Source organism: Paenibacillus sabinae T27, assembly GCF_000612505.1.
GTDB classification, from domain to species: Bacteria; Bacillota; Bacilli; order Paenibacillales; family Paenibacillaceae; genus Paenibacillus_AQ; species Paenibacillus_AQ sabinae.
Window position 1 is genome coordinate 2,452,360 of the sequence record NZ_CP004078.1, and the last position, 18,527, is coordinate 2,470,886.

General features: G+C 54.2%; 18 protein-coding genes. 17 read left to right on the forward strand and 1 reads right to left on the reverse strand.

Annotated features, from left to right (window positions below; all coding sequences use genetic code 11):
* The first annotated feature begins 1 nt into the window (after position 1).
* From PSAB_RS11225 to spoVM, 15 genes are all read left to right on the forward strand, one after another.
* Entirely contained in the window at positions 2-892 is an 891-nt protein-coding gene (locus PSAB_RS11225; protein ID WP_025334677.1) for a YicC/YloC family endoribonuclease, read from the forward strand.
* A 46-nt stretch (positions 893-938) separates the two neighbouring features.
* Positions 939-1,199, forward strand: coding sequence for an extracellular matrix/biofilm regulator RemA (gene remA, locus PSAB_RS11230; RefSeq protein ID WP_006209218.1), 261 nt, complete (start codon positions 939-941; stop codon positions 1,197-1,199).
* A gap of 18 nt (positions 1,200-1,217) precedes the next feature.
* Positions 1,218-1,787, forward strand: a complete 570-nt coding sequence (gene gmk, locus PSAB_RS11235) for a guanylate kinase (protein ID WP_025334678.1) — start codon at positions 1,218-1,220, stop codon at positions 1,785-1,787.
* A gap of 48 nt (positions 1,788-1,835) precedes the next feature.
* Positions 1,836-2,048, forward strand: a complete 213-nt coding sequence (gene rpoZ, locus PSAB_RS11240) for a DNA-directed RNA polymerase subunit omega (protein ID WP_025334679.1) — start codon at positions 1,836-1,838, stop codon at positions 2,046-2,048.
* A gap of 415 nt (positions 2,049-2,463) precedes the next feature.
* Complete coding sequence (coaBC, locus tag PSAB_RS11245) at positions 2,464-3,684, forward strand: bifunctional phosphopantothenoylcysteine decarboxylase/phosphopantothenate--cysteine ligase CoaBC (RefSeq protein WP_025334680.1); 1,221 nt, start codon at positions 2,464-2,466, stop codon at positions 3,682-3,684.
* A complete protein-coding gene (gene priA / locus PSAB_RS11250; protein WP_025334681.1) occupies positions 3,684-6,233 on the forward strand; it encodes a primosomal protein N' in 2,550 nt (849 codons plus the stop codon). The genes coaBC and priA overlap by 1 nt, the downstream gene beginning before the upstream one ends.
* Positions 6,234-6,279: 46 nt before the next feature.
* Positions 6,280-6,765, forward strand: coding sequence for a peptide deformylase (gene def, locus PSAB_RS11255; protein WP_025334682.1), 486 nt, complete (start codon positions 6,280-6,282; stop codon positions 6,763-6,765).
* Between the two features lie 5 nt (positions 6,766-6,770).
* Positions 6,771-7,742: a methionyl-tRNA formyltransferase gene (fmt, locus tag PSAB_RS11260; RefSeq protein ID WP_025334683.1), complete on the forward strand. Its 972-nt coding sequence runs from the start codon at positions 6,771-6,773 to the stop codon at positions 7,740-7,742.
* Positions 7,739-9,157, forward strand: coding sequence for a 16S rRNA (cytosine(967)-C(5))-methyltransferase RsmB (gene rsmB, locus PSAB_RS11265; RefSeq protein ID WP_025334684.1), 1,419 nt, complete (start codon positions 7,739-7,741; stop codon positions 9,155-9,157). The genes fmt and rsmB overlap by 4 nt, the downstream gene beginning before the upstream one ends.
* Before the next feature lie 190 nt (positions 9,158-9,347).
* Positions 9,348-10,388 carry a dual-specificity RNA methyltransferase RlmN gene (gene rlmN / locus PSAB_RS11270; RefSeq protein WP_025334685.1) on the forward strand — a complete coding sequence of 347 codons (1,041 nt, stop codon included), beginning with the start codon at positions 9,348-9,350 and terminating at the stop codon, positions 10,386-10,388.
* Positions 10,389-10,394: 6 nt separating this feature from the next.
* Positions 10,395-11,171, forward strand: coding sequence for a Stp1/IreP family PP2C-type Ser/Thr phosphatase (locus PSAB_RS11275; RefSeq protein WP_025334686.1), 777 nt, complete (start codon positions 10,395-10,397; stop codon positions 11,169-11,171).
* Positions 11,168-13,381, forward strand: a complete 2,214-nt coding sequence (pknB, locus tag PSAB_RS11280; RefSeq protein ID WP_025334687.1) for a Stk1 family PASTA domain-containing Ser/Thr kinase — start codon at positions 11,168-11,170, stop codon at positions 13,379-13,381. The genes PSAB_RS11275 and pknB overlap by 4 nt, the downstream gene beginning before the upstream one ends.
* 120 nt (positions 13,382-13,501) lie before the next feature.
* Positions 13,502-14,407, forward strand: a complete 906-nt coding sequence (rsgA, locus tag PSAB_RS11285) for a ribosome small subunit-dependent GTPase A (protein ID WP_025334688.1) — start codon at positions 13,502-13,504, stop codon at positions 14,405-14,407.
* Between the two features lie 3 nt (positions 14,408-14,410).
* The gene (gene rpe / locus PSAB_RS11290; protein ID WP_025334689.1) at positions 14,411-15,079 is read left to right on the forward strand and encodes a ribulose-phosphate 3-epimerase; all 669 of its coding nucleotides are present in this window, start codon (positions 14,411-14,413) and stop codon (positions 15,077-15,079) included.
* 114 nt (positions 15,080-15,193) lie between these two features.
* On the forward strand, positions 15,194-15,274 hold the full coding sequence (spoVM, locus tag PSAB_RS11295) for a stage V sporulation protein SpoVM (RefSeq protein WP_006675261.1): 81 nt from the start codon (positions 15,194-15,196) through the stop codon (positions 15,272-15,274).
* A 198-nt stretch (positions 15,275-15,472) separates the two neighbouring features.
* Here spoVM and rpmB read toward each other — a convergent pair whose 3' ends face one another.
* Entirely contained in the window at positions 15,473-15,661 is a 189-nt protein-coding gene (rpmB, locus tag PSAB_RS11300; protein ID WP_025334690.1) for a 50S ribosomal protein L28, read from the reverse strand.
* Positions 15,662-15,854: 193 nt separating this feature from the next.
* On the opposite strand from rpmB, the gene PSAB_RS11305 reads away from it, so the two are divergent.
* Both PSAB_RS11305 and PSAB_RS11310 read left to right on the forward strand, forming a co-directional pair.
* On the forward strand, positions 15,855-17,633 hold the full coding sequence (locus PSAB_RS11305; protein ID WP_025334691.1) for a DAK2 domain-containing protein: 1,779 nt from the start codon (positions 15,855-15,857) through the stop codon (positions 17,631-17,633).
* A gap of 31 nt (positions 17,634-17,664) precedes the next feature.
* Positions 17,665-18,525, forward strand: coding sequence for a DegV family protein (locus tag PSAB_RS11310; protein WP_025334692.1), 861 nt, complete (start codon positions 17,665-17,667; stop codon positions 18,523-18,525).
* Positions 18,526-18,527: the final 2 nt, after the last annotated feature.

Sequence of the window (18,527 nt, forward strand, 5' to 3'; positions counted from 1 at the left end):
GATGTCATTTAGCATGACCGGATACGGTCAATCGTCCAGGCATTTAGGCGGCAGCAAGATCGTTTTTGAAGTTAAATCGGTGAATCACCGTTACTGCGAAATTGTGGTCCGTATGCCTCGGGAGTGGAACGGGTTTGAAGATGCGCTGCGGCGTAAGGTTCAGCAATACGTCAAACGCGGCCGCATTGACGTCTTTATTAACCGGGAGCATGAGGAGAACGCGGGCGGTCCGGTTCTGAACCGCCCGGTTGTAAAGGCGTATCTGGCTGCGGCAGAAGCGCTGAAGAAGGAATTCGGCGTGGGCGGCGAGCTTGATCTTCCGGGTATAATGAGTCTGCCGGGAGTAATGGAGAGCGGCGACAGCCGTCCGGATCAGCCGGAGAACGGGGAGTTCTTGCAGGAACTCCTGGTAGGCGGACTGGAAGAGAGCGTTCGGGCCCTTGTGGAAATGCGAGCCAGGGAAGGACGTTATCTGGCAGCCGATATCGCGGAGCGCATGAGCAGGCTTGAAGAACTTCAAAGTGAAATGACTGAGCTGGCTCCGGCTGTGGTACTGGAACACAGAGACAAGCTTCGTCAGCGACTGGCTGAGCTTCAGGACGGCACGTTTCCTTTTGACGATCAGAAATTCGGAATGGAAGTTGCCGTTTTCGCCGACCGCTCCAACATTGAAGAAGAGCTGACCCGTTTGCGGAGTCACTTTGAGCAGTGCAGGAATCTGCTCGGCAGCGGCGAGCCAATGGGCCGGAAGCTGGATTTTCTTATTCAGGAGATGAACCGGGAAACGAATACGATCGGCTCCAAATGCAATCATTTGGGGATCGCCGGCCGCGTGCTGGAGATGAAGGCGGAGCTGGAGAAGATTCGCGAGCAGGCGGCTAATTTGGAATAGCGACCGGGCAAGCGAAGATGTAACTTATGGGGGGAACAACCGGAACATGGCAATCAAACTCATCAACATCGGCTTTGGAAATATAGTATCGGCGAATCGAATCATTTCCATAGTCAGCCCGGAGTCGGCTCCGATCAAGCGGATTATCCAGGAAGCGAGAGACCGGCATATGCTGATCGACGCAACCTATGGTAGACGTACCCGTGCCGTCATTATTACGGACAGCGACCATGTCATATTGTCTGCGGTTCAGCCGGAGACCGTGGCGCACAGACTGTCCAGTAAAGATGACGACAACGACGAATAACGATTAATGGAGTGTACTATGTCAAAAGGATTGCTGATCGTATTGTCCGGACCTTCCGGAGTCGGTAAAGGAACGGTATGCAGCGCGCTGAGGCCGAGAATACCGGAGCTCATTTATTCCGTGTCGGCGACCACGCGGAGCCCCCGCGAAGGCGAACGGGATGGAGTGAATTATTTCTTCAAGACCCGGGAGGAGTTTCTTCATATGATTGAAGCCGACGAACTCCTGGAATACGCGGAATACGTGGGGAATTATTATGGAACTCCGCGCGATTTTGTGGAACGGACGCTGGAAAGCGGGAAGGATATCATCCTTGAGATTGAAGTGCAGGGCGCTCTTAAAGTGAAGGAAAAGTTCCCTGAAGGGATCTTTGTGTTCCTCCTGCCGCCGTCGATGGATGAGCTGAAAGATCGTATTCGCGGGCGCGGAACAGAGCATGATGACATTATTAATCACCGCATGACGGTCGCGGAGGACGAAATCAGCCTGATGCGCCATTATGATTACGCAGTGGTTAACGACGAAATCGATCTTGCGTGTAAGCGAATAGAAAGCATTATTATTGCCGAACATTGTAAAATAAGATAGTTTGGGCGGTTTCGGAAACTGTATAAATTGAATTGAAGAGGTGTACCAGTGTTATATCCATCGATCGATGAAATGATGAACAAAGTCGACAGCAAATATTCCCTTGTTGTCGCTGCGGCCCGCCGGGCGAGACAGCTTCGTGAAGGAAGCCTTTCCGAGCTGAAGTCTCCGAGAGCACATAAGCAAGTCGGGGTTGCGCTTGAAGAAATATACAAGGATTACATCACGGTAACCCGCGTAGATGACAAAATCTCCGAATAAGCGGTAAGCGGCAGGGCTTCCTAGCAGCTGGCGCCCGCAGTCCTGATTGAGGGGGCTGCGGCCGCTCAGGCTGGTGCCCCGCGCATCGATGATCCGCATTTTTTCATAGCCCGAATGGGCTGTTCCTGACAACCGGAAGGTTGTTATTTTTTTAAAATATTAAGTATGAATACGCTGAGCGCTAATTCAAATGTCTTAATTTCTGCAAGAAACGGTACCTAACAGCGATACTTGTATCGCCGCTTCAGAAGCTAAGCTTCCAAAAGGACAGTGAGGCCGTTTCTTCTTGATATTGATACGTTTTTCACAAACGTGTGGATGTCCGTAAGTTATGGCTGCTCCCGATCACTGATGAGGCGGCTGTTATCTTGTGGACGGATTCTTTCCGTTAACACGGGAAGCAGGGGGGAAGAGTATGTTAAAGGGCAAGACGATATTGCTTGGCATTACAGGGGGAATCGCCGCGTATAAAGCGGCTTCCTTGTGCAGCAAGCTTGTACAAAAGGGCGCCAAGGTGCATGTTATCATGACAGCCTCGGCCAAACAGTTCATTACCGAGCTGACCTTACAGTCATTGTCGAAACAGAGAGTATTCAGCGACACCTTTCAGGAGCGGGACCCGTCTTCCATCTCGCATATTGATTTGGCCGATTCGGCCGATCTTGTGCTGATCGCACCCGCCACCGCAAATATTATAGCCAAAATGGCGCACGGCATCGCCGACGATATGCTCTCGACCGTACTGCTGGCTGCGACTTCAACCGTAATGGTTGCTCCAGCCATGAACGTGAATATGTATCAGCATCCCGCTGTGCAGAACAATCTCAACATCCTGGCGGAACGCGGAATCCAGTTCATCGAGCCTGGAGAAGGGCTGCTGGCCTGCGGCTATGTCGGCAAAGGACGTATGGAGGAGCCAGAGACGATTGTAAGCTGCGTGGAGGCTTTTTTTGAGCGGAACGATAAGGCAAATACCGGCAAGCTGGCAGGCAAAAAAGTTGTGATAACCGCCGGCGGCACAGTGGAACGGATTGACCCTGTCCGCTATATCTCCAATGATTCTTCCGGCAAAATGGGCTTTGCCCTCGCACGGGCGGCCAAAGAAATGGGAGCGGAGGTAACGCTTGTGGCCGCGCGGACGGATGAACAGCCGCCTCGGGACATTAACGTGATCCGCGTTCAATCTGCCGACGAGATGTATGGCGCCGTATCGGCCGTCTGGGAGGATTGCGACATCCTGATCAAGGCTGCCGCCGTTTCCGACTACCGTCCGAAAGAGAGAGCGGACACGAAGATCAAGAAGTCTGGCAGCACCATGACCCTCGAACTCGTCAAAACCGTTGATATTCTGGAGACGCTGGGGCAGCGCAAAAACCATCAGCTGCTGATCGGTTTTGCGGCCGAGACCGGGAATGCGGAAATGTACGCCAAGGACAAGCTGGTCCGCAAAAACCTCGATTTGATTGTCGCCAACGATGTGAGCGTACCGGGTGCGGTCTTCGGCGCAGATACAAACATTGTCTCGATTTACGATCCAAAAGGTCTTGTGGAGGAACTGCCGCTGCTTTCAAAGGACGAGGTGGCCCGCCGGGTGCTCTCGGTTGCGGCGGAACGGCTGCCGGAAGAAGGCTTGTAATGGATATCGCCAAGGTTATCGTCGATGTTCCCGTTCGAAGCACCGACCGAACCTTCGATTATTCGATTCCCGAGTCTTTTAAAGTATGGATTGAGGTGGGCAGCCGGGTGGCTGTTCCTTTCGGGCACCGGACGGTGCAGGGCTTTGTTGTATCCCTGGAATCCGGCGATATACGGACGATTAAGGGAATCAAGCCGATTCAGGAGGTGCTCGATCTCGTTCCGCCGCTCTCTCCGGAGCTGGTAGAGCTGGCGGACTGGATTAGCGAGCGTTACGCCTGCCGCAGGATTTCTGCGCTGCAGGCTATGCTGCCGACGGCGCTTAAGGGCAAAGCCGAACGGCTTATTTCGCTTGGCGACGCGGAACCGGAACCGGTAAATGAAGAGGAAACCTTGTTCCCCGATGAAGAATGGTTTCCCATCTTCCTGGGTACCGGCGGGGAGGAGAAAGAGATCGCCGACTTCGTTCGTCGGGGAGGCGAGGTGTCAATGAGACAGCTGACCCGGGCCTTTCCGGACGGAGCGGAGACGATCAAGTTCATGCTGCGGCGGGGCGTGCTGAGGGAAAGCCAGTCGATCAAGGATAAAATGGGCAAAAAAAAGCTCAAAGCGGTCGATCTGGCCATGGAGCCGGAATCCGCCCGTGAAGCGCTCAGCAAGCTTCCCGCCAGATCCGCCCGCCAGAAGGAAGTGCTGTCGTTCCTGATCGATATGGAGGCAGTGCTCCCCATGCCGCTCAAGGATGTCCTGTCTGCACTGCAGGTGACAGCCGGTACGGTAAAGGGACTTGAAGACAAAGGTCTGATTGAAATTACGGAAGTGGAAGTCTATCGTGATCCTTACCGGGGGAGAGACTTTAAGCCGAGCGATCCGCTCCCGCTAACTGGTGAGCAGCAGGCCGTATTCGATCGGATTATTGGCGCGGTTGAGCAGCAGCGTCATGAAGTCTTTCTGCTGCACGGGGTAACGGGCAGCGGAAAGACGGAAATTTATCTTCAGTGCATCCAGCGATGCGTCGAACAGGGACGCCAGGCCATAGTCCTTGTTCCTGAAATTTCGCTGACACCGCAGATGGTGGAACGCTTCAAGGGCCGATTCGGCAGCGGGGTCGCGGTCATGCACAGCCGTTTGTCCTCCGGGGAGCGATATGACGAATGGCGCAAAATCCGCGAGGGCAAAGCGTCTGTTGCGGTCGGGGCCCGCTCGGCGGTATTTGCTCCTTTTAGCAATCTGGGCCTGATCATTATGGACGAAGAGCATGAAACCTCCTACAAGCAGGAGGAGAATCCGAGATACCATGCGCGGGATGTGGCCGTCCGCCGGGCGATGCTTGGCGATGCGGCCGTCATCCTCGGGTCGGCGACGCCTTCGCTGGAGAGCTATTACGCTGCACGGTCCAAGAGCGACGATCTTTTCTCACCGGTACTGCTGGAGATGCCGAGCCGGGCGCTGGGCAACCAGCTTCCGGCGGTTCAAATCGTGGACATGCGCGAGGAGCTGAAGGAAGGCAACCGCTCCATGTTCAGCCGCGCTCTTCACTCGGCGATTCAGAGCAGACTGGAGCGGGGAGAGCAGACGGTGCTGCTGCTGAACCGAAGAGGCTTCTCGACCTTTGTGATGTGCCGAAGCTGCGGTTACGTCGCGGGCTGTCCCGAATGTGACATTTCACTGACCTATCACAGCCGCAGCAATAATTTGCGATGTCATTACTGCGGTCATGCGGAGCCGGCTCCGGAGATCTGCCCGGAATGCGGCAGCGAACATATCCGCTTCTTCGGAACGGGAACGCAGCGTGTAGAAGAAGAACTGGGCAAGCTGTTTCCGGGAATCCGGGTCATTCGGATGGATGTCGACACGACGACCGAGAAAGGCTCGCACGAGAAGCTGCTCGGACAGTTCAGGGACAAAAAAGCCGACGTGCTGCTGGGCACGCAAATGGTAGCCAAAGGGCTTGATTTTCCCGATGTGACGCTGGTGGGCGTCATCACCGCGGACTCGGCGCTGAATCTTCCGGATTTCCGTGCGGCAGAGAAGACGTTTCAACTTCTCACACAGGTCGCCGGACGGGCGGGACGGCACACACTTCCGGGAGAGGTGCTGGTCCAGTCCTACACGCCTGACCATTATTCCATCGTTCATGCCAGCCGGCATGACTATGCTTCTTTTATAAAGGATGAACTGAAGCACCGCAAAGCGCTTCACTATCCGCCCTATTGCAGACTGATTCTGGTGACGGTGTCTCATGAGCAGATGCCGGTGGCGCTGCGGATGGCGGAGAACTACGCGATGAATATTCAGGGCAAAGCCCGTCAGCGCCGATGGTTCGGAAGTCTCGACAAGCTGACGGCCGATGGACTCGATCTTCTGGGCCCTGTCGCCTCCCCGCTGCCCCGGCTAAAAGGTAGATACCGCTTCCAGTGTATGGTGAAGTGGCGCGGAGCCATCGACGCCATTGGACTGGCCCGCGAGGTAGCGGAGGAGCTGGAGGATTCGCTTCGCGACCCGGTGCTTCAATTAAGTATTGACGTCGACCCTCAAATGTTGATGTAGCGCCGTTTTGGCATAATCTATTCAAAAACAGGAAGGTGTTAGCGAAATGGCGATACGTATAATCGTGAAAGAGCCTGACGAAGTGCTTCACAAAATAGCAAAACCGGTAACTAAAATTACGCCCAACGTCCAAAAGCTTCTGGACGATATGGCCGATACGATGTATGACGCCGAGGGCGTCGGTCTCGCCGCGCCGCAGGTCGGCATTCTCAAAAGGCTGATCGTGGTGGATGCCGATGAGGAGCATGGGTTGATTAAAATGATCAATCCCGAAATCATCAAATCCGAGGGCGAGCAGCTCGGTCCTGAAGGCTGCCTCAGCATTCCGGGCCTCAACGGAGACGTCCGCCGTGCGGAGACGGTAACCGTCCGGGGACTTGACCGGGAAGGCAATGAGATTACCATTACGGGAAGCGGGCTGCTGGCCCGGGCGTTTCAGCATGAAATCGACCACCTTAACGGCGTGCTGTTCACAGATGTCGCGGAGAAGGTATACGACAGCAATGCGGAACGCAGCCGGACCGAGGAGTGAAGGAAATGAAGATTGTGTTCATGGGCACACCCGCTTTTGCGGTGCCCTGCCTTCAAATGCTTGTGGAGGAAGGCTATGAGGTAGTAGCCGTCGTTACCCAGCCGGACCGGCCCCAGGGAAGAAAGAAGACGCTGACCCCTTCACCAGTCAAAGCGGCTGCTGAAGCGCTTGGCCTACCCGTTCTTCAGCCGGAACGAATGCGCCGGCCGGAGGCGGTAGCTGAGCTTGCCGCTTATGAGCCGGAGCTGATTGTAACGGCCGCCTACGGGCAGATTCTGCCCAAGGCCGTGCTGGATTTGCCTGCCAAAGGCTGCGTGAACGTACACGGGTCGCTACTTCCGAAGTACCGGGGAGGAGCGCCGATTCAGCGCAGCATTATCAACGGAGAAAGCGTAACGGGCGTTACGCTGATGTACATGGCGGAAGGACTTGATACGGGAGACATGATCGCCAAGGTTGAGGTCCCGATTGAGAATGATGATACTTCAGGAACGCTGTTTGAGAAGCTGAGTCTCGCCGGACGGGATTTGCTGAAGGCCCAGATGCCGCGCCTGCTGGCAGGACCTGTACCGGCGGAAACGCAGGATGACAGTCAGGCAACTTATGCACCCAACTTGACCCGGGAGGATGAGCGGATCGACTGGACCGCAGAATCTCGCGCCATTTATAACCAAATCCGCGGCCTTGTCCCTTTCTCGGGCGCTTTTACCCTGTGGAACGGAGAGACGTTCAAAGTATGGGCGGCCGCCAATCCCGACAACACAGCTCTTTCCGGAATACTCATTCTGGAAGAAGGTTCCGGAGAAGCCGAGACCGTGCCGGGAACGGTGCTGGCGGTCGGCCCTGCCGGCGTTGAAGTGAAGACCGGCGATGGAAGTCTGCTGCTTCTGACCGTTCAGCCGGCCGGCAAGAAGGCAATGAGCGCGGCCGACTTCACGCGCGGCGCAGCGATGAAGCCCGGAACGGTGCTGGAATGAGGCCGTCCGGTAACCACCGGGGCGGCAAGGGCGGCCGCGGACCGGGGGAGGCTCGCAGCGCCCGCCCGGTTACGGCAAGGGAAACCGCACTTGATGTGCTCGTGCGTGTCGAGCAGGAAGGCGCATACAGCAATCTTCTGCTTAATGCCAGCCTGCAAAAAGCAGGGCTGTCCCGTGAAGATGCGGGACTTGTGACGGAGCTGGTATATGGCACGATTTCAAGACTGAATACGCTGGACTTTATACTGGAAGACTTCGTAAGCAAAGGAACGCGCAAGCTTCAGCCCTGGGTGCGCTGCCTGCTTCGGATGAGCTTGTATCAAATCGTATACCTTGACCGGATTCCGCCTCACGCCGCTGTGAACGAGGCGGTCAATTTGGCCAAGAAGCGGGGGCATCAGGGAATATCGGGCATGGTCAACGGCGTTCTCCGCAGCGCGCTGCGTGCAGGAGAACTTCCCAAGCTGCCTGAAACACTTGATGATGCCGAGCGCATTTCCCTGAAACATTCGCATCCCCTGTGGATGGTCAAGGATTGGATTCGGCAATATGGCCAAGCTGCTGCCGAAGACATTTGCCGGGCCAATAATGAGCCTCCCGCTGTCAGTGTGCGGGTGAACACTACGATGACGACCCGGGACAAGCTTCTGGAGGAGATGCGAAGCGAAGGGCTCGAAGCGGCTCCTTCTCTGCTTAGTCCCTATGGGATTGTCGTCAAAGGAGGCGGCAATCTCGCTTTATCCTCCTGGTATCGGGACGGAGTCCTGTCCATTCAGGATGAGAGCTCGATGCTCGTCGCCGAAGCGGTGGCGCCTGAGCCGGGAATGACCGTGCTCGACTGCTGCTCGGCGCCGGGCGGAAAGACGTCGCATATGGCCGAGCTGATGAAGGACCGGGGCACGGTAATCGCGAGTGATCTTCATGAGCATAAGGTTTCGCTTGTGCGCGAACAGGCCCAAAGGCTCGGTTTGGAGTCCGTCAAAGCGATTGCAACGGATGCTCTGCTTCTGAAGGAGCGATATGCTCCCATGACCTTTGACCGGATTTTGCTGGACGCCCCATGCTCGGGACTCGGCGTGATCCGGCGTAAGCCGGATTTGAAATGGAGCAAGAGCTCCGAGGATGTAGCAAGCATTTCCGAACTGCAAAGAGAGCTGCTGGAGTCCGTTTCAGGGCTTCTGAAACCGGGCGGTGTCCTGGTGTATAGCACCTGCACGATCGAGAGTGCCGAGAATGAGGAGACGGTTGGTGATTTTTTGCGGCGCAACCCGCAGTTTACGTCAGCTGACCGCGATACGCCTCTAGGCGGGCGCCTCCGCGATCTTCTTTCCTCAGATGCCCCCGGAATACAGATCCTTCCCCATAATTTCGGCAGTGACGGTTTTTATATCGCGGCTCTGCGGCGAATGTCCTGAAATTCATAAATTCCTGCGTGCGGATCACCTCCGCTGCGCAGGAATTTTTTTGCCCAGAAACCGGGCCCAACGCCTTAAAAATATGCGCTGTCCCGCGATTTCTTTTACCCTTTGTGAGATTTATGTTAAAATAGGCAGGATGACAAAGCATTATGACTATCCAGAAGAAAGTACAGGTGCGAATAAAATAATGAAACCTTTAATATATGATTTTACTCTTGAAGAGCTGTCCCAGTGGGCCAAAGACAACGGAGAGCCGGCTTTTCGCGGAGGACAGATTTTTGATTGGCTGTACGTTAAGCGGGTGACCGACTTTGAATCGATGAGCAACCTGTCGAAGACGCTGCGGGCAAAGCTGAGTGATCAGTTCTCAATAAACGCGCTTTCAGAGATCACCAGGCTGGAGTCGAAGGACGGAACGGTGAAATTTCTGTTCGGCCTGCATGATGACCATGCGATTGAGACGGTTATTATGAAGCATAATTACGGCAACAGCGTATGTGTAACGACACAGGTGGGCTGCAGAATCGGCTGTACCTTTTGCGCCTCCACGCTCGGCGGACTGAAGCGGGATTTGACGGCTGGCGAAATTGTAGCCCAGGTTGTCCGTTCCCAGCAGATTTTAGATACCCGGGGCGAGCGCGTCAGCAGCATTGTCATTATGGGAACGGGAGAGCCGTTTGAAAATTACGACGCTACAATGCGGTTTCTGCGGCTAATGATTCATGAAAAAGGATTAAATATCGGCCAGCGGCATATAACGGTATCAACGAGCGGGATTGTCCCGAGTATTTATAAATTTGCAGAGGAGGATACCCAGATTAATCTGGCGATCTCCATCCATGCCCCGAATGATGCGCTTCGTTCGAAGCTGATGCCAGTCAACCGGCGTTATCCTTTTGATGAGGTGATGGAGTCGCTGCGTTATTATCAGGCAAAGACGGGACGGCGCATCAGCTTTGAATATGCGCTGATCGGCGGCGTCAACGACCGGCCGGAGCACGCGGAAGAGCTTGCCGGGGTGCTGAAGAACATGCTGTGCCATGTCAATCTGATTCCGGTCAACCATGTGCCGGAACGTAAGTATGTCCGCACCTCCCGCAACGATATTTTTCAGTTTCAGCGGATTCTGGCCGACCAAGGCGTCAATGTGACGATACGACGGGAACAGGGCCATGATATCGCGGCCGCATGCGGACAGCTGCGTGCCAAACATATGGAGTTGAGGTGAGATCTTTTGATCAGAACAGTTCATGCCAGCGATATTGGACGGGTGCGCTCCGTCAATGAAGATTCGGTCTGGACCGGTGTGACGGCTCACGGCTATACGCTCGGTATTATTGCCGACGGAATGGGCGGACATTTGGCAGGCGATACCGCCAGCCGCCTTGCGCTTGAATCCATCCGTGACAATCTGGATGGCCTCGCGCCCGGTCTGGAGGGAGAAGCTTTGAGCACCGCCCTGTCTAATGCAATCAGTGAAGCCAATGATACCGTCTTTAATCAGGCAGCAAGCGACGACCGTTACCACAATATGGGGACGACCGTCGTTTCCGTGCTGCTTGCCGGGCAGTCGGGGTACATTGGCCACATTGGAGACAGCAGAGCTTACATAATCCAGGACGGCAAAGCGAAGCAATTGACCGATGATCATACGCTGGTAAATGAGCTGTTCAAAAATGGCCAGATCAGTCTTGAGGAGCTGGATACCCATCCGCGCCGCAACGTTCTTACACGCGCGCTTGGTACGGACGAGGACATCAAGACCGATCTGCTTCCAATAAAGCTTGAGCCGGGTGAAGTGCTGCTGCTGTGCAGCGACGGTTTGAGCAATTTTGTCAGCGCCGAGCATCTGGGGAAGGTTGCCGGGCTGCAGGAAATATCGCTTAAGGAAAGAGCGGACCGATTGCTACAGCTGGCACTGCTTGCCGGCGGCGGCGACAACATCAGCGTCGCTATGTTAGAACATCAAGAGGAGGCCGCTGTGCCCGAATCAAAGGAGTGGGATAGATGATCGGTCACGAGTTGGGAGGCCGTTACCAAGTCATCGAGCGAATCGGTGGAGGGGGTATGGCCCTTGTATACAGGGCGCATGATATTCTGCTCAACCGTAACGTCGCTATTAAAGTTTTACGCAATCAATTTGTACATGATGAAGAATTTATTCGCCGGTTCCGGCGGGAGGCTCAATCCGCCGCATCCCTCTCTCATCCCAATGTGGTCAGCATCTATGACGTGGGGCAGGAAGATGAAATTCATTATATTGTTATGGAGTACGTTGAAGGTAAGAATCTGAACGAAATCATCAAGGAGAGGGCTCCGCTGCAGGTGGATGAAGCGGTAAGAATCGCCACTCAAATCTGCGACGCGCTGGATCATGCCCATCAGAACCAGATTATCCACCGGGACATCAAGCCGCATAATATCCTGATCGGGCGAAACGGCCGGGTTAAGGTAACGGATTTCGGGATCGCCCGCGCGGTGACGTCGACGACCATTACCCAGACCGGTTCGGTTGTCGGTTCGGTGCATTATTTTTCCCCGGAGCATGCCAAGGGGGTAACCACCGGCGAAAAATCGGACCTGTACTCGCTCGGCATCGTGATTTATCAAATGCTGACGGGCAGCCTCCCCTTTCTGGGCGAGAGTCCGATCAGCGTAGCGCTGAAGCATTTGCAGGAGGAATTCGAGGAACCTCGCAAGCTGAATCCGATGATTCCCCAGAGTGTGGAGAACATCATTCTCAAATCAATGCGCAAGAATCCCGAGGAACGATACCAGTCCGCCAAGGAGATGCTTCAGGATCTGGAAACCTGTCTGCTGCCGGAACGCCGAAGCGAGCCAAAGCTGACTTTTGCCGACGACGATGAGGACAGGACGAGGGTCATGCCCGCGATCAAGCCGATTCCCAAGGGCCTCGGTGCGCGAGGGGCTGTCGAAGACCGGATGATCCGTGACGAAGATGCGCCATCTTCCAGCAAGAGAAAAGGCTGGGGGAAACCCACGCTATGGATTGGGCTGACGCTTTTGCTCCTTCTGGCGATGCTCAGTGTAGTATGGTATGTTAACGCGAAGCTGGTTGTCCCTGAAGTTACGGTCCCGAAGCTGGTCAATCTTTCGCTGGACGACGCCAAAGCCAAACTTACCGAAGTCGGGCTCGTTCTGGAAGAGCCGGTTACAACTCAATACAACCCTAACTTTGCCGAAGGCATCGTCTTTGAGCAGAGCAAGGAGCCGGATACGACAGTCAAAGAAGGAACGACCATCGCGCTTAAGGTAAGCATCGCCAAACCGCTGTCGGCCATGCCGAATCTTACCGGAATGACTTATGACGAAGCGGTGAACGCCCTGCTGGCTCAGGGAATGGAGCAGAGCCGGATTACCCAGGTCAGCGAATTCAGTGCGGAGGTTCAGGCAGGCCAGGTTCTTAGGCAGAACCCGACCTCCGGAAGCGAATATGACCCGGACACGGCAACCGTCTCCATCACCGTCAGCAAGGGGCAGGAGACCGTCACTACCCCGGACCTGACCGGGCTTTCCGAAGCGGAGGCGAAAGCCAAGCTTGAAGAGGCGGGTCTGGCTCTCGGCGATGTGAAGAGTGAATCCAGTTTCACTGTTGAAAAAGGAAAGGTAACGAAGCAGTGGCCGTATGAAAAAGGCGCCTCGGCGCCGCCCGGCGAGAAAATCACTATTTACATCAGTGACGGCTATCCGCCGGAAGCGCTGGAATACACGTTCAACCTGCCGGTTTCGCCGGTTCAGGAAGGCAAGAAGACCAAGATCAGGATTGAGTACGCCGATGCGCGCAACAATGGCGAGAATCAGGATTGGGGAACCCGCACGATCAGCCGGACCCAAGTTTTGTCGGTGAATCTGGTGCTTGCTCCCAACAAGGATGGGGCAGTCATTTTGTACCGTGACGGGGAGTTCTTCGATACGTATCCCGTTTCGTACATGGATGCCAAGAACGGTACGGTGCAGATTCCCGAAGCTTCTCCGGTTGAGCCGTCGCCGTCACCGACCCAGACGCCTTCGGAGGCGCCCACCAACGGCGAGCCGACGGGTGATCCGGCAGCCGCGCCCGGTACGGGGAGCAACCCGCCGGATACTGGGGACGGCTCAGCTGTCAACCAGACGGGAGGCAGTGCTTCCCAGGTTGTCACAGGCATGAATACTTCAAATCCTGCCGATAAAGGTAAAAAAGACAAACCGAAACAGAAATAAAATTGATTTGACAAATAATTCCCTGAGCAAGAGCGGCCGATTATCAGCCGCTCTTGCAGTAAACGGAGTTAAAGATTTGCCAGAATGTAAGCCAAATCGAAGAGAGGAAGGCTTTATCATATGCCTGAAGGAATAATCGTCAAGGCTCTAAGCGGTTATTATTATGTAAAACCGCTCCGGGAAGGGAAAATCTCTCCGGAGGATGAAATCATTCAGTGCAGAGCCCGCGGTATCTTCAAGAAAAAAGGGTTGTCTCCGCTTGTCGGAGACAACGTCATTTATTCCTTGACCGAGAATGGAGAAGGGATGGTTGATGAAATCAATCCCCGGGATTCCGAGCTGATCCGGCCGCCGGTCGCCAATGTGTCATTAGCCGTTCTGTTATTCTCCGTACGTGAACCGGATTTGAATTTGCAGCTGCTCGACAAGTTTCTTGTACATATCGAGCATGCCGGTCTGGACACGATCATCGTGTTAACCAAACAGGATCTCGCTGATGAAGACGGAGAAGCCATCGTTCATGTGAAGAAATTGTACGAGCAGATCGGCTACGAAGTGCTGGTTACCAGTTCACGGACGGGTTCGGGAAGCGAAGAGGTGCGGAAAAGGCTGTCGGGCATAATTAGCGTATTCGCCGGCCAATCCGGCGTCGGCAAGTCGTCGCTGCTTAACCGGATCGTTCCCGGACTTTCCCTGGAAACAAGCGAGATCAGTATGCGGCTTGGACGCGGACGTCATACGACTCGGCATGTCGAGCTGATGGATATCGGCGAAGGGGGCTATGTGGCCGATACGCCGGGTTTTAGCCAGCTGGATTTTCTGGAGCTTGGCGTGGAGGAGCTGTCTTCCTGTTTCCGCGAGTTTACTCCCTATGCGGCGGATTGCAAATTCCGCGGATGCACCCATCTGCATGAACCGGGCTGCCGCGTCATCGAGGCTTGGGAAGCCGGAGAAATCGAAGACAGCCGCTACGAGCATTACAAGCTGTTTTTTAATGAAATGAAAGATAAGAAGCGGAGGTATTGACCTATGATCAAAATTGCACCATCCCTGCTCTCTGCCGATTTCGCGGCGCTCGGCGCCGAGGTGGCCGAAGCCGAAAAATCCGGCGCCGACTGGATTCATGTAGACGTTATGGACGGACGCTTTGTGCCTAATATTACGCTGGGTCCGGTAGTCGTCAAAGCGGTATCGGCCCATACTTCCCTTTCGCTGGATGTTCATCTCATGATTGAGAATCCGGAGCGCTATATTGCCGAGTTTGCCGCAGCCGGAGCGGCGGTTATTACCGTTCACGCTGAAGCGTGTGTACACTTGCATCGGGTTGTCCATCAGATCAAGGAGCTCGGACTGCTTGCAGGCGTTGCAATCAATCCGGCGACTCCCGCTTCCGCAGTGAAAGAAATTCTGCCGGATCTCGATCTGGTTCTCGTCATGACCGTGAACCCCGGTTTTGGCGGACAGGCATTCATCCCGAGCACTGTGCATAAAATCCGGGAAATCCGGGAATGGGCGAACGAAATTGGGCATGATCTGCGCATTGAAGTCGACGGTGGAATTGCCGAAGCGACGGCGCCAATCGTCAGTGAGGCGGGAGCGGATGTGCTGGTTGCCGGGAATGCCGTCTTCGGACAAAGCAACCGGGCAGCGGCCATTTCGGCGATTCGGGCGGCAGCCGGAGGCGCTAAGTTGGGCTAATGGCCAAGGTATAGGCCAAGTTCTCTTCGCATAAATATGGTTACATGAGCAGAAATCTCATGTAGCCTTTTTTGTGTTCTTGACAGGGCTGCAGGACCGATCGGAGGGTGGAACATGAAATTTTATACATTTAAACTTCCAAAGTTTTTGGGAGGGTTTGTGAAAGCGATTTTGAATACCTTTCAGAAGAGTTGAGGGCCGTAAAAGGAATAGGGGAACATGAAAAAAGCACCTTACTATTGTAAGGGTGCTTTTTGCTTGAAATATAAGTATTATAAGCTGCGCGCTTATAGTTCGTCTTATATTTGTCGGAGAAACGGTTGCCATCCCGCAAAGGACGGGGCTGCCATTTCTTCTAAGTATCAAATTATTGTGAGCGGCTCATTCTAAAGATTAAACGCGCTCGACCTTACCGGATTTCAGGGCGCGGGTGCTAACGTATACACGCTTCGGTTTACCGTTCACCAGAATGCGTACTTTCTGAACGTTAACTCCCCAGGAGCGGCGGTTACGATTGTTGGCATGAGAAACGTGGTTGCCGCTGCTCGGCTTTTTGCCAGTTACAGCACATTTACGGGACATGATTACACCTCCTTGTAGCGATTACCTGCAATCAAACAATACTTAAATATAATATCATAGTAAAAAATGCTTCGTCAACCAATTCAAAAACATTTTATTTCTCAGTTCGCTTATAGTACAATATAGATTAGTGCATTATGTCTATTTGATGTCAGGTATGAAGAGGCACGAAGGCTAGGAAGGGGAATTCTCATTGAGTAAGCGTTCTATAAACGGAGATGATTTTACCGCGATGGTACTAGCCGGCGCGGAGAAGCTGCAGCAGCACGCGGAGCACGTCAATTCCCTGAATGTTTTTCCGGTTCCGGACGGAGATACGGGGACCAATATGAATTTAACGATGACGGCAGGCGCGGGCGAGCTGCGAAAGAACAGCTCGGCTTCGATCGGTCAATGCGCGGGAGTGCTGTCGAAGGGCCTCTTGATGGGCGCCCGGGGGAATTCCGGGGTTATTTTATCCCAACTGTTCCGGGGGTTCGGCCGCTATGCTGCGCAATATGAGGAGCTCAATACGCAGCAGTTCGCTGCAGCACTTCAAACCGGAGTCGATACCGCTTACAAAGCGGTGGTCAAACCGGTGGAAGGAACCATTCTGACTGTAGCCAAGGAAGCTGCCAGACATGCCGTTTATCTTGCGAGACGGACTAACGATATTAACGAATTGATGACTGAAGTGCTGGCCAAAGCCAAAGAAGCGCTTGCGGGAACGCCGGAGCTTCTGCCGGTACTCAAACAAGTAGGCGTTGTGGATTCGGGAGGTCAGGGTTTGGTCTATATATATGAAGGGTTTTATGAATATTTAATGAGCGGATCGTTGGCGGATTCGGCCAAGGGACAAGCTGTAAGCGCTGCGGTTCCGTCAGTTCCTGCGGCGCCGCCGGCCAAGCTTGAAACGAAGCCGCAGCGCATCCAGGCCTCGGCCCAGTCTCAGCTCTCGACAGAGGATATTGAATTCTTTTACGATATGGAATTCTTTATAAACCGTCAGCTGGGAGGAACTCAGGCGGCAGATTTCGATGAAGATCAATTTCGGAAAGCGTTATCTGTGAACGGCGATTCGATCATAGTCATCTCCGATGACGAGACGATCAAGGTACATGTCCACTCCAGAGCTCCGGGCGAGGTCCTGAATCTTGCGCTGCTGTATGGGGAGATTACGCAGATTCATATTTTGAATATGCGCGAGCAGCACCGCGAGCTGCTGACCGCGGGGATGGATATCGCACCAAGTCCCGATGTATTTGCCGAAATTCCTGAGGAGAAGAGCACGGCTGCGGAGCCTGCCGTTCCTCCGGCGGATGATCTGGCGCCATACGGATTCATCGCCGTGTCGTCAGGCGACGGAATCGCCGAGATCTTCAAAAGCCTGGGCATCGATGTTGTGCTGTCGGGCGGGCAGACGATGAATCCGAGTACGGAAGATTTCGTTAACGCGATATCGTCTATCTCAGCGAAGCATGTCTACCTCCTGCCTAATAACTCGAATATTGTCCTTGCCGCTCAGCAAGCGAAGGAACTGCTTGAAGGCGAGCGTGAGATTACGGTTATTCCAACCAAGAGTATTCCGCAGGGCATTGTGGCGGCTTTTGCCTTCCAGGAGGAAGAATCCGTGGAGACTAACACTTCCGGTATGCTGGAGGCTCTAAGTCGGGTTACATCCGGGCAGGTCACGCATGCGGTGAGGGATACGAAATTCGAGGAAATGGACATTAAATCGGGCCAGTACATCGGGATCTCCAATTCAAAGATAGTCGCTGCAGCAGAGAATCTGCTGGGTGCGAGCCAGGCCCTGCTGGCAAGCATGCTGGAGAGCGGGGATGAAATCGTGACCATCCTGACAGGACAAGATGCCGATCCGGAGACGACGGCTGCCTTAGAGAGCTGGCTTGAAGCTAATTACCCAGATGCCGAGGTCGAGGTCCATGAAGGCGGTCAACCCATCTATTATTATTTATTCTCGGTAGAAGCTTAAGCCTTTTTCACTAGTCAAGGGGAGGTTTACCATGAATAAAACCGTTATCGTTACCGACAGCACCTCGGATATTCCCCCGTCCCTGGCGGAAGCTTATGGCATCGAGGTCGTGCCGCTGACCCTAATGTTCGGGGAAGAATCTTACCGCGACGGAATTGATATCACGCCGGAACAATTCTATGAGCGACTTCCAAGGTCGCAGCAGTTGCCGACTACGTCCCAACCGTCTCCGGTCGAATATATGAATGTGTACCAAAAACTGCTGGAGCAATATCCGGACAGTCCGATACTGTCTTTCCATATTTCTTCCGGGTTAAGCGGAACCTATCAGTCCGCGCTGCTCGCCAAATCGATGCTGGAGGAGGAAGGCGAGCGGATTACCGTATTCGATTCCCTGTCGGCGTCTTACGGATTCGGTTTGCTGGTGGTCCATGCAGCCCGGCTAGCCGCAGAAGGGAAAGGTCCGGAGGAGATTTTGGCATCGGTCGAACAATTGCGCCGCGCGCGCAAGCTGTATTTTCTCGTGGATACGCTGGAGTATCTGCAAAAGGGAGGACGGATCGGCAAAGCGTCGGCTGTGCTCGGTACCTTGCTCAATATCAAGCCGATTCTGTCCATTGATCAGGAAGGCATCATTTATGCGGTGGAGAAGGTTAGGGGACGAAAAAAAGCAGTGGCCCGGATGATCGAGCTGTTCCAAGCCGATCTTCAAGGCATAGACAAAATCAATGTGGCCGTAGGGCATACGGCTCAGGCTGAGGCCGGTGAAGAATTAATGCGGGAGCTTTCTCAGCATTTTACCCTTGAGGAACAAGTGCTGACCAACGTAGGCCCTGTTGTAGGCAGCCATGTCGGCAATGGTACGCTTGCCGTATTTATTTGGCCCGCGTAGTG